This window comes from Pseudomonas sp. 8(2025) (genome assembly GCF_052665325.1).
Genome location: NZ_JBQOIE010000003.1, coordinates 131,818 through 144,039, shown reverse-complemented (window position 1 = coordinate 144,039; position 12,222 = coordinate 131,818). Strand labels below are relative to the sequence as shown.

Genomic DNA, 12,222 nt, shown 5'->3' with positions numbered 1-12,222 from the left:
TTCGCCGGCAAGCTGGCTCCTACAGGTAGCGGGGAGGCTTACAGGGTGCCGAAGACTTTCTTGGCCAGGCTGGTGGCGGCTGCCGCCGGGTTCTGGCGAATGGTTTCTTCCTGCTTGCCGATCATTTCGAACAGGCCATTGAGGGCTTGTTCGGTCACGTAACTCTCGATGTTGGCGCTCTTGGCATCCAGCACGCCGAGCGTCGCAGCCTGGCCGGCGAAGGAGTTGTACTGCTTGGCCAGGCCGACCTGGTCAGTGGCCTGCTTGACGATCGGCAGGAACTTGGCGCGGATCTGCTCGCGGCTGCTCTTGTCCAGGTATTGGGTGGCGGAGTCCTTGCCGCCGGCAAGAATGCCCTTGGCGTCAGCCACGGTCATCTTCTTCACGGCATCCACCAACAGGGCCTGGGCTTGCGGCACAGCGGCCTCGGCAGCCTTGTTCATGCTGGTTTCAAGCTGATCGACCTGGTCGCCCATGCCGAACTGTTTCATTTTTTTCGCGACCTTGCCCAGGTTGCCCGGCAGCTCGATGCGCACCTCGGGGTTGTTGCTGAAACCACCTGGGGTGCCCAGCTGTTTGACGGCGATCTGCGCACCCTGGGTCAGGGCATCTTTCAGGCCACCGCTGGCGTCACCCTGGGACAGGTCGCTCAGGGACAGGGCCAGGGCGCTGGCGGAGATCAACAGGCCAGCGCACAGGCTGGTGAAACGAAGCGAAGTACGGAGCATGGCGGCTTCCTTGTGCAATAAGAATTAACGAACAGCGTCGACCCGCAGCTTCAAGGGCTGCGGGTCGCTGCCGTCGAGTTTAACGGCGTTGTTTTCGGTGGTGATGAAGACCAGCTGGCCAGCCACTTCAATCCGCGCGCTGACCGAATAGCGGTGGCCGGGCTTGACCTGGGTCGGGTCGTAGCTGAGGTGAAAGGGCAGCGGCACCTGGCCCTTGACCGGACCGCTCTGCTCGGCCAGGACCACGGCAGGGGCGTCGGCCAGTGACACGTCCTGCAGGCTCACGCTCAGGGTGGCGGCCGGAGGCAGGGCGATGCGCTGCAAGTAGAAGACTTCGCCGTCGAGGCTGGCCTTGGCAGCGGGATTCATGGACTGGCAAGCGCCGAGCAGCGCGGTGGCGGCCAGCAGGCTGAGCTTTTTCATCGCGGATCTCCGTATCGAGGGCGCCGCAGCTGCTCCGGCGCCCGTAAGAATCTAGTCGTTTTGCGCAGGTGCCGCGAGCTGGTCGGCGGCGTCTTCGCTGCGGTGCAGGGCGACCTGGCGGATCGACAGGCGAATTTCTGCCGGCAGCACGCGCTTGGCGGCACCTTCGGCCAGTTCCCCCAGCGCTTCGTGGTAGCTCAGCTTGCCGGCTTCGTCGCGGCGCAGCACACCCTGGTCCAGCAGGGTCTGGATAAAGTGGCGGAACAGGCTCTTGTCGAAGAACTCCGGGGCATTGAGGCCATGCAGGATCGACAGGCGCTGGGCCATGACCGTGCACAGGTCTTCCAGCTCCTCGGCGCTGATGCTGTTCTGGCCGCTGTTGAGCAACAGGGAAATAGCCATGTAGAAGCGTTGCAGGGTCTGGGCAATGCTCTTGGACAGCAAGGTCAGCAGGACGAAATGCCGCGAGCTTGGGGCCGGACGCTGGTACAGGTCCTTCTCGAAGCGCAGCAGGCCCTGTTCGACAAAGGCCTCCAGCCACTGGTCCACCACCGCGTCCAGCTCATCCAGCGGCCAGCGGATGAACAGCTCCGATTGCAGGTAGGGATAGAGCGCGCGGGTATAACGCAGGATCTGTTCGCGGCTCATGCGCGACGAGCTCTGGAAGAAGCTCGCCAGCAACGCCGGCAGGGCGAAGATGTGCAGCACGTTGTTGCGGTAGTAGGTCATCAGGACGGCGTTCTGCTCGTCCAGGTAGAGGATCTTGCCCAGGGCGTCGCTCTGTTCGGCCAGCAGGTCCATGTCCTTGACGTGCTGGATCAGAGCCCGGCCGTCGCCTTCGGGCAAGGTGGTGTGGGGCGAGTAGGGCACGCGACGCAGCAGCGCCAGGTACAGGTCCAGGACCCGTGCCATGGCGCGGTCGTCCAGGGCCAGACGGGTGGTGGAGAGCAGGGCCAGGGCCACCAGGTTCACCGGGTTGATCGCCGCGGCTTCGTTGAGGTGCTGGGCCACCCGCTCGCCGAGACGGTTGGTAGTTTCATTGAGCCAGGCCGGGCGGTACTGCGGGCCCAGCTCCTGGGTCCGCCAGTCCGGCTGTTCCTGGTCGAGGAATTCCGCCAGCTTGATCGGTTCGCCGAAGTTCACCGCCACCTGGCCGAAGCGCTGCTTGAGGGCGCCGATGACCTTGAAGATGTCGAAGATCGACTCTTTCTTCTTGCTCGCGCCGCGCAGCTCGCCCAGGTAGGTCCGGCCTTCCAGCACCCTTTCATAGCCGATGTACACCGGTACGAAGACGATGGGCATGCGCGAGGAGCGCAGGAAGCTGCGCAGGGTGATGGCCAGCATCCCGGTCTTGGGTTGCAGCATGCGCCCGGTGCGCGAACGGCCGCCCTCGACGAAGTACTCCACCGGGAAACCCTTGGTGAACAAGGTGTGCAGGTATTCGTTGAACACCGAGGTGTAGAGCGGGTTGCCCTTGAAGGTGCGGCGCATGAAGAAGGCCCCGCCGCGACGCAGCAGGCCGCCGATCACCGGCATGTTGAGGTTGATCCCGGCGGCGATGTGCGGCGGGGTCAGGCCGTTGCGAAACAGCAGGTAGGACAGCAGCAGGTAGTCGATATGGCTGCGGTGGCAGGGCACGTAGATCACTTCGTGGCCCTGGGCGATCTTCTGCACGCCTTCGAGGTGGTTGACCTTGATCCCGTCGTAGATCTTGTTCCAGAACCAGCTCAGCACCACTTCCAGGAAGCGGATCGCGGTGTAGGTGTAGTCCGAGGCGATCTCGTTGCCGTAGCGCAGGGCCTGGGCCTTGGCTTTTTCCGGGGAAATCTTTTCGCGCTCGGCCTCGTCGAGGATCGCCTGTTTCACCAGGGGCTGGTTGAGCAGGCCCTTGACCAGGTTGCGCCGGTGGGAAATGTCCGGGCCGATGACCGCAGCCTTGAGGTTGCGAAAGTGCACCCGCAGGATGCGCTGGGCCATGCGCACGGTGCGCTCGTGGCCCTTGTTGTGCTCGATCAGCTCGCGCAGGTTGATCGGTGCGGAGAACTGCACCCGGGTCTTGCGTCCCAGGATCATGATGCTCAGCAGCCGGCGCAGGCGCCCGGTGACCGCCCAGCTGTCGGCGAACAGCAGCTTCCACGGGCTCGATTCGCTGTCCGGCGACTGGCCCCAGAACACGCTGACCGGAATGATCTGTGCATCTTCGGCGGCATTCTGGGTCAGGGCGCTGACCAGCCGGGTCAGGGTCGGTGGCGCCCCGCGCTTGTCCTGGCGACCAAGCCAGTCGGGCTCCGGGGTCAGGTAGAAGAAGGCCGCCGGTTCCAGCAGGTTGCCCACCGACACCGGCAGTACCGGACGTGGCAGCCCAGCCTTGGTGCATTCGGTATCGACCACGGCGAGATCGGTCAGGGACGGGTTTTGCAGGACGTAGAACACCGGTCGGCTGCGGTCGAGGTCGAGGGTGAAGGACGACTGGTTGATGGTTTCCGAGCGGACCCAGAGGTACAGCAGTCGGCGCAAGGTGCCAAACACAAGACGGCGGATCGGGGAGCGGGTCATACGGCTTCTGCGTGAGTGAGTAGAAAACCGAGCAACTGCTCGGGGCCGGTAGTGTGCCGGATTCGCCGAAAATCGGCAAAAAAGCGCCGAAACAAGATTGAGTTGAGAGTTTTTACGCCTGTCATATACTCGGCCGACTCTCCCGCGGTCGTATCGCTTTCACTCATAGAGAGGCAGGCTGGGGGAAAGTTCTCAGGGTTTGGTTGCAGTGCGCCAATCCAATAATAAAAAAATGAGGTATGGATTCATGACTACTCGTGAGACAGGCAACGTGAAGTGGTTCAACGACGCCAAGGGCTACGGTTTTATCCAGCGTGAAGGCGGGGCGGACGTATTTGTCCACTACCGGGCGATCCGTGGCGAAGGCCACCGCTCCCTGACCGAAGGCCAGCAGGTGGAATACGCTGTGGTCGAAGGCCAGAAAGGTCTGCAAGCCGAAGACGTCGTCGGCTTGTAACCCACCCTGTAGGAGCGGCTTGCCAGCGAAGGCGCCCGTCTATCGAACGCAAGTCTTGAAGGCCTCTTCGCCGGCAAGCCGGCTCCTACGGGTATGCACTGTTCAGGCAGTGCGCCAGGTAATCTCTTCTTCACCGTCGGCGCTGATGCGAATCCAGCGATCGGCGGACTCTTCACCCTCTTCCTCGACCCAGCTGCCCGGTGCGCAGCGCACCTCCACATTCAACGCGGCAAAGGCGGCGCGGGCGCAGGCGATGTCGTCATCCCACGGGGTCTGGTCGCTTTCCAGGTACAGGCTGTTCCACTTGCCCACGGCCTTGGGCAGCCAGGTCACGGGCACCTGGCCGGCGGTGCATTTGTAGGTCTGGCCTTTTTGTACCCAGTCGCTGCACGGGCCAAGCACGGCGCCCAGCCAGGCGGCGATGGCCTTGTAGTCGACGTCGGCGTCTTTCAGGTAAATCTCGATATCGGGCTGGCGCATGGATGTCCTCATTGCCGGTCTGAAAAATCCATTCGCGGATTTCTTTGGCCGCGAGCACAGGCTCGGGGCCTTGGGTTTTAGTGGGTTATTGCAGCACTAAGTAATCGTAGCGCATCGATACGCTGACCTCGAAAGGCTCGGCCTGCTCGATCACCGCGGCGCGGCGCTCGGCGCTGGCGCGCCAGCCATGGGGCGTCATGGCCAGCAGGTTGGCGCGGTCTTGCGGGCGTTCCAGGTGCAGCTTGAACTCCAGGGTTTCGCTGTGGGCCAGGGCCATGCCTTCGGGTACCAGGGCCAGGTGCTTGTCGTCGGTGTATTCGCGCACTTCGTCGTACAGGCGTTCGCGCAGTTCCATCAGGTGGCCGCTGGTGGGACCTACCTTCATCAGGCCGCCGCCGGGGCTGAGCAGGCGCTTGGCCTCCAGCCAGTCGAGGGGGCTGAAGACGCTGGCCAGGAACTGGCAGCTGGCGTCCGCCAGGGGGATGCGCGCCATGCTGGCGACCATCCAGGTCAGTTGCGGGGCACGACGGCAGGCGCGCTTCACCGCCTCCCGGGAAATATCCAGGGCGTAGCCATCGGCAGCGGGCAGGGCCTGGGCCAGTTGCGCGGTGTAGTAACCCTCGCCACAGCCGATGTCGACCCAGCGCTGGGGCGCGCGTTCTGCCGCCAGCTCCGCCAGGCGCCGGGCCACCGGGGCGTAGTGCCCGGCGTTGAGAAAGTCGCGGCGGGCCTCGACCATGGCCTGGTTGTCGCCCGGGTCACGGCTGTTCTTGTGCTGCACCGGCAGCAGGTTCAGGTAGCCCTGGCGTGCCCGGTCGAAACGATGCCCGGCCGGGCAGACCACGCCGTTGTCCACGGCGTTCAGCGGGGCACTGCAGAGAGGACAGGCAAGCATCAGGCGAGCAACTTGATCAGGGTCTGGTAGTAGATTTCGGTCAGCACATCGAGGTCGCTGGCCAGTACCCGCTCGTTGACCTGATGGATGGTGGCGTTGACCGGGCCCAGCTCCACTACCTGGGTGCCCAGGGTGGCGATGAAGCGCCCGTCGGAGGTGCCGCCACTGGTGGAGGCCTTGGTGTCGCGCCCGGTGACCTGCTTGATGCTGGCCGATACCGCGTCCAGCAGGGCGCCGGGTTCGGTGAGGAACGGTAGGCCGGACAGGGCCCACTCCACATGCCAGTCCAGGCCGTGCTTGTCGAGGATGGCCGCGACCCGCTGCTGCAGGCCTTCCACCGTAGATTCGGTGGAGAAGCGGAAGTTGAACAGCGCGGTCAGTTCACCGGGAATCACGTTGGTGGCGCCGGTGCCGGAATTGAGGTTGGAGATCTGGAAACTGGTGGGTGGGAAGAAGGCGTTGCCGTCGTCCCAGTGCTCCGCCGCCAGTTCCGCCAGGGCTGCGGCCGCCAGGTGGATCGGGTTCTTCGCCAGGTGCGGGTAGGCCACGTGGCCCTGTACCCCGCGCACGGTGAGCTTGGCGCCGAGGGAGCCGCGGCGGCCGTTCTTGACCACGTCGCCCACCAGGCTGGTGCTCGAAGGCTCACCGACGATGCACCAGTCCAGGCGCTCCTTGCGTGCCGCCAGGCGCTCCACCACGGCCTTGGTGCCATGGTGCGCGGGGCCTTCTTCGTCGCTGGTGATGAGGAAGGCTACCGAGCCCTTGTGGTCCGGGTAGTCGGTGACGAAACGCTCAGCGGCCACCAGCATGGCCGCCAGGCTGCCCTTCATGTCCGCTGCGCCACGGCCGCAGAGCATGCCGTGCTCGTCGATCAGAGCGTCGAACGGGTCGTTCTGCCAGGCCTGGACCGGGCCGGTAGGCACCACGTCGGTGTGGCCGGCAAAACACAGCACCGGGCCTTCATGCTGGCCATGGCTGGCCCAGAAGTTGTCCACGTCCTCGATGCGCATCGGTTCCAGCTTGAAGCCGGCATCCCCCAGGCGCTGCATCATCAGCTTCTGGCAGTCGGCGTCGATCGGCGTCACCGAGGGGCGACGGATCAGATCACAGGCAAGTTGCAGGGTCGGCGAAAGCTCGGCATGGGCCGTCATGGGTAACTCCGGTGCAAGGCATTGTGCAGGAGCCGGCGGGGCGGCGAGGGCGGTTTATTCGATACACCGCGTTGCTTGGTTCGCTGGCAAGCCAGCTCCTACAGGGTTGGGCGAGGCGCGCAAAATGGCGGATATCTTAAAGCAAAACGGCGGCCTGAGGCCGCCGTTTAGTGCTTTGGATCGATTTAGGCGGCTGGAGCCGGCTCGGGATGTTCCGCAGGTTTTGGCAACGACGAAAGGAAGGCCATGACCAGCGCTGCCACGTAAGGCAAAGACTGCACCAGGAGCATGGTCACCCAGAAGCGCATGTCGTTGCTCGGCAGGCCCTGCACCAGGAAGATCCCCAGCGCCGCGCCCCACAACAGCAGCATGATGAACAGCTCTTCCCGGGCTTCCGAGATCGCCACCCAGAAGCCGTGATTGTCGGCGTTCTTCGGGGTGCGGAAGAACGGAATGCTGCTGGTGAAGAAGCCGTACAGCACTGCCTTGGCGATGGTGTGGGACAAGGCCAGGCCCGCCAGGGCCGCGCAGAACGCATCCTTGAGGTTGACCCCCACCGCACGGCGGTAGAGGAAGATGATCTTGCCCACCTTGAACACGAACAGTGCCAGCGGCGGGATGGCGAAGATCAGCAGCGGCGGGTCGACCCGTTGCGGCACGATGATCATCGCCGCCGACCACAGCAGGGCGCCGACGGTGAAGAAGATGTTCATGCCGTCCGCTACCCACGGCAGCCAGCCCGCGAGGAAGTGGTAGCGCTGGCCACGGGTCAGCTCGGTGTTCTTGCCGCGCAGCAGGCTGGCGGTGTGGCGCTTGATGATCTGGATCGCGCCATAGGCCCAGCGGAAACGCTGCTTCTTGAAGTCGATGAAGGTGTCGGGCATCAGGCCCTTGCCGTAGCTTTCGTGGTGGTACGCCGCCGACAGGCCTTTCTCGAACACCCGCAGGCCCAGTTCGGCGTCCTCGCAGATGCACCAGTCGGCCCAGCCCAGCTCTTCGAGCACTGTGCGCCGGGTCATGGTCATGGTGCCGTGCTGGATGATCGCGTCACGGTCGTTGCGGGTGACCATGCCGATATGGAAGAAGCCCTTGTATTCCGCGTAGCACAGCTTCTTGAAGGTGCTTTCGTTCTGGTCGCGATAGTCCTGGGGCGACTGCACGATGGCGATCTTCGGATCGGCGAAGTGCGGCACCATGTGCTTGAGCCAGTTGCGGTCGACGCAGTAGTCGGAGTCGATCACCGCGATCACTTCGGCGTCCTTGGCGGTGTGCGGCAACAGATAGTTCAGCGCACCGCCCTTGAAGCCGGCCAGGGGCGCGACGTGGAAGAACTTGAAGCGCGGGCCGAGGGTCTCGCAATAGGCCTGCACCGGTTCCCAGACCGCCGGGTCCTTGGTGTTGTTGTCGATGATCAGGACTTCGAAGTCCGGGTAATCGAGGTTGGCCAGGGCATTGAGGGTCTGTTTGACCATCTCCGGCGGCTCGTTGTAGCAGGGCACGTGGATCGAGACTTTCGGCCGGTAGCTGGAGTCCCCCTCCACCGGCAGGAATTCGCGCCGGCGCTTGTGGATCCACACCGCTTCGGCCAGTTCATGGGCCTCGGTCAGCAGCACGATGAACACCCCCAGCGCGCCGAGGGCCAGGAGGAAGCCCACCGTCAGGCTGAACCAGGTGCTGTATTGCTGGCTGTAGTCGTAGCCGATCCACACCAGCACCGAACCGCAGAGGAACGCGATAAAGGTCAGGAAGGTGCGGCCGCGCTGGCGCAGGGCCGAGCCGTCGATCATCAGCAGGGTCAGCGACAGCAGCGCCAGCACCACCGAGCCGATGGCCAGCACCCGCCATTGCGGGATCGCGACCACCGGGCCTTCGAAGTTGAATTTCTGCTGGCGCGCGGCGTTGAACACGCCCCAGTAGGCGCCCACCGAACCTTCGTCGCTGGCCTTCCACGGCTGGTCGAAGGCTTCGATGACAAAGTAGTTGTAGCCCTGGCGGTTGAGCTTGTTGACCAGGGTACGCAGGTAGATCGCCTGGTCCGCCGGGCTGGCGTCGGCGCCACCGCGCATGCGGCCGTTGCTCGGCCAGCCCACTTCGGACAGCAGCAGCGGCTTTTTCGGGAACATCTTCTTCAGGTCCCGGGCGCGATCGAGGACGAACTGCTCGGCCTTGTCCACCGGGATGAACTCCCAGTAGGGCAGGATGTGCGCCGCGATCAGGTCGACGTGCTTGGCCAGCCCCGGGTTTTCCTCCCAGACGTGCCATTGCTCCGAGGTGGTGACCGGAACTTTTACCGCGGCCCGCACCCGGTCGAGAATCACCGACAGTTGGTCGGCGGTGATTTCCTTGCGGAAGATCGCCTCGTTACCCACCACCACCCGCACGACGCTGCGGGAGGTATTGGCCAGTTCGATGGCGCGCATGATTTCCCGCTCGTTGCGCTCCAGGTCCGGGCTGATCCAGATCCCCAGGGTCACGCGCAGGCCGAACTCTTCCGCGAGCCTCGGGATGTCTTCCAGGCTGCCGTCCACCGAATAGGTACGGATGTTGTCGGTCAGCTTGCTCATGATCTCCAGGTCGCGACGCATTTCATCGTCGGACGGGTACTGGTCCTTCTGCGGGAACTGGCCCTGCTGGAAAGGCGAGTAGGAAAAACCGGAGATCTGTTCCGGCCAGTCGGGGGCCGAGACCGGGCGATTGATCAGCGCCCAGAAACCGGTGAACAGCGCGGCAATGGCCAGCACTATCACCAGGTTGAGTCCAAATTTACGCGATGACATAGCTATTTCGGGTTCCAAAAGGTGTGGAACGAGGGAAGGGTTGGCAGGCGCCAAACGGCGGGCATCCTACACCGGCCCTCAACTGAGCGTACAGCGCACAGAGGAAAGCCAGACCTTGGGCACTGTATTCGGGTTTAAGTTCTTTACTTGTAGCTTCAAGGTTAAAACTTGTCGCGTTGAGGCCCTATAATGCGCGCCGGTTTTTTAGGTGATGGTCATGAGTACAGAAGATCCACGGTTTGCCGGCGTCGCCCGTTTGTATGGCATTGAAGGCCTGGAACGGCTGCGGGCGGCCCATGTGGCGATCGTTGGCGTCGGCGGCGTCGGTTCCTGGGCGGCGGAAGCCATCGCCCGTTGCGGGGTGGGCGAGATCTCGCTGTTCGACCTCGACGATGTCTGCGTCAGCAACAGCAACCGCCAGTTGCATGCCCTGGACAGCACCGTGGGCAAGCCCAAGGTCGAGGTCATGGCCGAACGCTTGCGCGGCATCAATCCGGACTGCAAGGTGCACGCGGTGCCGGACTTCGTCACCCGCGAGACCATGGCCGAGTACATCACCCCAGACATCGATTGCGTGATCGACTGCATCGACAGCGTCAATGCCAAGGCGGCGCTGATTGCCTGGTGCAAGCGACGCAAGATCCAGATCATCACCACCGGCGGCGCGGGGGGGCAGATCGACCCTACGCTGATCCAGGTCTGCGACCTGAACCGTACCTTCAATGACCCGTTGGCCTCCAAGGTGCGGTCCACCCTGCGCCGCGACTACGGTTTCTCGCGCACCGTAACCCGGCACTACAGCGTGCCTTGCGTGTTTTCCACCGAGCAGCTGCGTTATCCGAAGCCGGACGGCAGCATCTGCCTGCAGAAGAGTTTTGTCGGCGATGGCGTCAAGCTCGACTGTGCCGGCGGCTTTGGCGCGGTGATGATGGTGACCGCGACCTTCGGCATGGTGGCGGCGACCAAGGCAGTGGACAAGATTGTCGCCGGCGTGCGCCGCCCGTCGGAGCGCAGCAAGCCCGCCGCCCCGTAGGAGCTGGCTTGCCAGCGAAGAGGGCCGCGAGGAGGGTGCAAGGCTTATGGGCCTGTTGGCCAGCAAGCAGGCTCCTACGGAGTTAGGGGGCGCTGGCCAGTTCGCTCATGCGTTGCAAGACGGCGTTCAGGCCATTACTGCGCGAGGGCGAGAGCTGGCGCGACAGGCCCAACTGGTTGAACCAGTCGGCCAGGTCCACTTCCCGCAACTGCTGTGCCGTCAGGCCATTGACCCGCGCCAGGAGCAGGGCCACCAGCCCGCGAATCAGCCGCGCGTCGCTGGCCGCGGCAAACTGCCAATGACCGTTTTCCAGGGCCGCCACCAGCCAGACCTGGCTTTCACAGCCGTGCACCCGGTTGGCCTCGACCCGGTCGGCCTCGCTCAGGGGCGGCAGGCGCTCGCCCCATTGCATCAGCAGGCGCGCCCGCTGTTCCCAGCCGGCAGCCCCCTGGAAAATCTCCAGGGCGGCGACGGCATCCGCCGGCAGGCTCATCGCAGCAGTTCCAGGGCCTGATCCAGGGCTTCGAAGAAACGCTCCAGGTCCTCGGAATCGTTGTACAGCGCCAATGACACGCGAATCGCTCCGGCCAACCCCAGGCTTTTCATCAGCGGCATGGCGCAGTGGTGCCCGGCGCGTACGGCAATGCCTTGTTCGGTCAGCAGGTGCGCCAGGTCGGCGTTGTGCACCCCATCCACGACAAAACTGACCAGGGCCACTTGCGGCGAGCCCAGCAGGCGGATGCCATTGCGCGCCTGCAAGCCGTGCAGCAGGTAGGCGTGCAGCGCTGCTTCATGGTCGGCCAGTGCTTGCTGATCCATGCCGGCGAGATAATCCAGGGTGGCCCCCAGGCCGATGACCCCGGCAATCGGCGGTGTACCGGCCTCGAACCCCAGAGGGGCGGGGCGGAAGCTGGCGTGCTGGTAATCGGCGTCCTGGACCATTTCACCGCCGAACTGCCAGTGGCGCAGGCCCTTGAGTGCTGCATGACGGCCAAACAGCACGCCGACCCCATCCGGGCCGTACAGCTTGTGGCTGGAGAACACATAGAAGTCGCAGCCCAGGGCCTGGACATCGTGGCGGCCATGGACCACGCCCTGGGCGCCGTCGATCACCGTCAGTGCGCCCTGGGCCCTGGCCATGGCCAGCAGTGGGGTCAAGGGTTGCCAGGCGCCAAGCACGTTGGACAGCTGGCTCACCGCCAGCAAACGGGTGCGCGGGCCGATCAAGCGGCTTGCCGCATCGACGTCGATCAGGCCGTCCGGGTCCAGGGGCAGGACCAGCAGCTTGAGACCGCGACGTTGGGCCAGTTGCTGCCAGGGCAGCAGATTGGCGTGGTGCTCCAGGGCGCTGATGACGATTTCATCGCCCGCGGAAAATTGGTGCTCCAGGCCGTAGGCCAGAAGATTCAGCGCGGAGGTCGCGCCGTGGGTGAAGACGATTTGCCCACTGTCACCGGCATTCAGCCATTGGCCGACCTTGCTGCGGCTGTCTTCGAACGCTTGGGTGGCGTGGGCGCCGGGCAGGTGTTGTGCACGATGCACATTGGCCGCGCCATTGGCGTAGTAGTGCGCCAGCGCGTTCAGCAGGGCTTGGGGTTTTTGCGTGGTGGCGGCGTTGTCCAGGTACGTCTGGTCCTGGCGATGCAGGGCGGCGATGGCCGGGAAGTCGGCGCGCCAGGGGGAGGCTACAAGCATGGTGGCAGAACTCGTTTGAACAGGCCG

General features: G+C 64.2%; 11 protein-coding genes. 2 read left to right on the top strand and 9 right to left on the bottom strand.

Annotated features, from left to right (window positions below):
- Positions 1–38: 38 nt before the first annotated feature.
- From ACUXVH_RS07525 to plsB, 3 genes are read right to left on the bottom strand one after another with little or no spacing between them, the layout of a single operon-like run.
- Entirely contained in the window at positions 39–728 is a 690-nt protein-coding gene (locus ACUXVH_RS07525) for a DUF4197 domain-containing protein (RefSeq protein WP_011059507.1), read from the bottom strand.
- A 24-nt stretch (positions 729–752) separates the two neighbouring features.
- Positions 753–1,151 carry a YbaY family lipoprotein gene (locus tag ACUXVH_RS07520; protein ID WP_065364555.1) on the bottom strand — a complete coding sequence of 133 codons (399 nt, stop codon included), beginning with the start codon at positions 1,149–1,151 and terminating at the stop codon, positions 753–755.
- A 51-nt stretch (positions 1,152–1,202) separates the two neighbouring features.
- Positions 1,203–3,707: a glycerol-3-phosphate 1-O-acyltransferase PlsB gene (gene plsB, locus ACUXVH_RS07515; protein WP_011059509.1), complete on the bottom strand. Its 2,505-nt coding sequence runs from the start codon at positions 3,705–3,707 to the stop codon at positions 1,203–1,205.
- Positions 3,708–3,954: 247 nt separating this feature from the next.
- Here plsB and ACUXVH_RS07510 point away from each other — a divergent pair, with 247 nt between their 5' ends.
- On the top strand, positions 3,955–4,164 hold the full coding sequence (locus ACUXVH_RS07510) for a cold-shock protein (protein WP_011059510.1): 210 nt from the start codon (positions 3,955–3,957) through the stop codon (positions 4,162–4,164).
- A gap of 102 nt (positions 4,165–4,266) precedes the next feature.
- On the opposite strand, the gene ACUXVH_RS07505 is transcribed toward ACUXVH_RS07510, so the two are convergent.
- The 4 genes from ACUXVH_RS07505 to ACUXVH_RS07490 form a co-directional block, all read right to left on the bottom strand.
- Positions 4,267–4,644: a hypothetical protein gene (locus ACUXVH_RS07505; protein WP_011059511.1), complete on the bottom strand. Its 378-nt coding sequence runs from the start codon at positions 4,642–4,644 to the stop codon at positions 4,267–4,269.
- An 85-nt stretch (positions 4,645–4,729) separates the two neighbouring features.
- On the bottom strand, positions 4,730–5,539 hold the full coding sequence (locus ACUXVH_RS07500; RefSeq protein ID WP_065364554.1) for a putative RNA methyltransferase: 810 nt from the start codon (positions 5,537–5,539) through the stop codon (positions 4,730–4,732).
- Complete coding sequence (dapE, locus tag ACUXVH_RS07495; RefSeq protein ID WP_065364553.1) at positions 5,539–6,690, bottom strand: succinyl-diaminopimelate desuccinylase; 1,152 nt, start codon at positions 6,688–6,690, stop codon at positions 5,539–5,541. Before dapE ends, ACUXVH_RS07500 begins: the two co-directional genes overlap by 1 nt.
- Positions 6,691–6,875: 185 nt before the next feature.
- Complete coding sequence (locus ACUXVH_RS07490; protein WP_047284103.1) at positions 6,876–9,467, bottom strand: glycosyltransferase; 2,592 nt, start codon at positions 9,465–9,467, stop codon at positions 6,876–6,878.
- A 217-nt stretch (positions 9,468–9,684) separates the two neighbouring features.
- Between ACUXVH_RS07490 and tcdA the strand changes: the two genes are divergently transcribed.
- Positions 9,685–10,500 (top strand): tRNA cyclic N6-threonylcarbamoyladenosine(37) synthase TcdA, encoded by an 816-nt coding sequence (gene tcdA, locus ACUXVH_RS07485; protein WP_015634325.1) that lies wholly within the window; start codon positions 9,685–9,687, stop codon positions 10,498–10,500.
- An 82-nt stretch (positions 10,501–10,582) separates the two neighbouring features.
- On the opposite strand, the gene ACUXVH_RS07480 is transcribed toward tcdA, so the two are convergent.
- On the bottom strand, positions 10,583–10,993 hold the full coding sequence (locus tag ACUXVH_RS07480) for a SufE family protein (protein ID WP_065364552.1): 411 nt from the start codon (positions 10,991–10,993) through the stop codon (positions 10,583–10,585).
- A complete protein-coding gene (locus ACUXVH_RS07475) occupies positions 10,990–12,195 on the bottom strand; it encodes an aminotransferase class V-fold PLP-dependent enzyme (RefSeq protein ID WP_065364551.1) in 1,206 nt (401 codons plus the stop codon). Before ACUXVH_RS07475 ends, ACUXVH_RS07480 begins: the two co-directional genes overlap by 4 nt.
- Positions 12,196–12,222: the final 27 nt, after the last annotated feature.

Excerpts from the sequence above, each read along its gene's own strand:
- ACUXVH_RS07525 (WP_011059507.1), bottom strand. The coding sequence starts at position 728 with ATGCTCCGTACTTCGCTTCGTTTCACCAGCCTGTGCGCTGGCCTGTTG.
- ACUXVH_RS07520 (WP_065364555.1), bottom strand. The coding sequence starts at position 1,151 with ATGAAAAAGCTCAGCCTGCTGGCCGCCACCGCGCTGCTCGGCGCTTGC.
- plsB (WP_011059509.1), bottom strand. The coding sequence starts at position 3,707 with ATGACCCGCTCCCCGATCCGCCGTCTTGTGTTTGGCACCTTGCGCCGA.
- ACUXVH_RS07510 (WP_011059510.1), top strand. The coding sequence starts at position 3,955 with ATGACTACTCGTGAGACAGGCAACGTGAAGTGGTTCAACGACGCCAAG.
- ACUXVH_RS07505 (WP_011059511.1), bottom strand. The coding sequence starts at position 4,644 with ATGCGCCAGCCCGATATCGAGATTTACCTGAAAGACGCCGACGTCGAC.
- ACUXVH_RS07500 (WP_065364554.1), bottom strand. The coding sequence starts at position 5,539 with ATGCTTGCCTGTCCTCTCTGCAGTGCCCCGCTGAACGCCGTGGACAAC.
- dapE (WP_065364553.1), bottom strand. The coding sequence starts at position 6,690 with ATGACGGCCCATGCCGAGCTTTCGCCGACCCTGCAACTTGCCTGTGAT.
- ACUXVH_RS07490 (WP_047284103.1), bottom strand. The coding sequence starts at position 9,467 with ATGTCATCGCGTAAATTTGGACTCAACCTGGTGATAGTGCTGGCCATT.
- tcdA (WP_015634325.1), top strand. The coding sequence starts at position 9,685 with ATGAGTACAGAAGATCCACGGTTTGCCGGCGTCGCCCGTTTGTATGGC.
- ACUXVH_RS07480 (WP_065364552.1), bottom strand. The coding sequence starts at position 10,993 with ATGAGCCTGCCGGCGGATGCCGTCGCCGCCCTGGAGATTTTCCAGGGG.
- ACUXVH_RS07475 (WP_065364551.1), bottom strand. The coding sequence starts at position 12,195 with ATGCTTGTAGCCTCCCCCTGGCGCGCCGACTTCCCGGCCATCGCCGCC.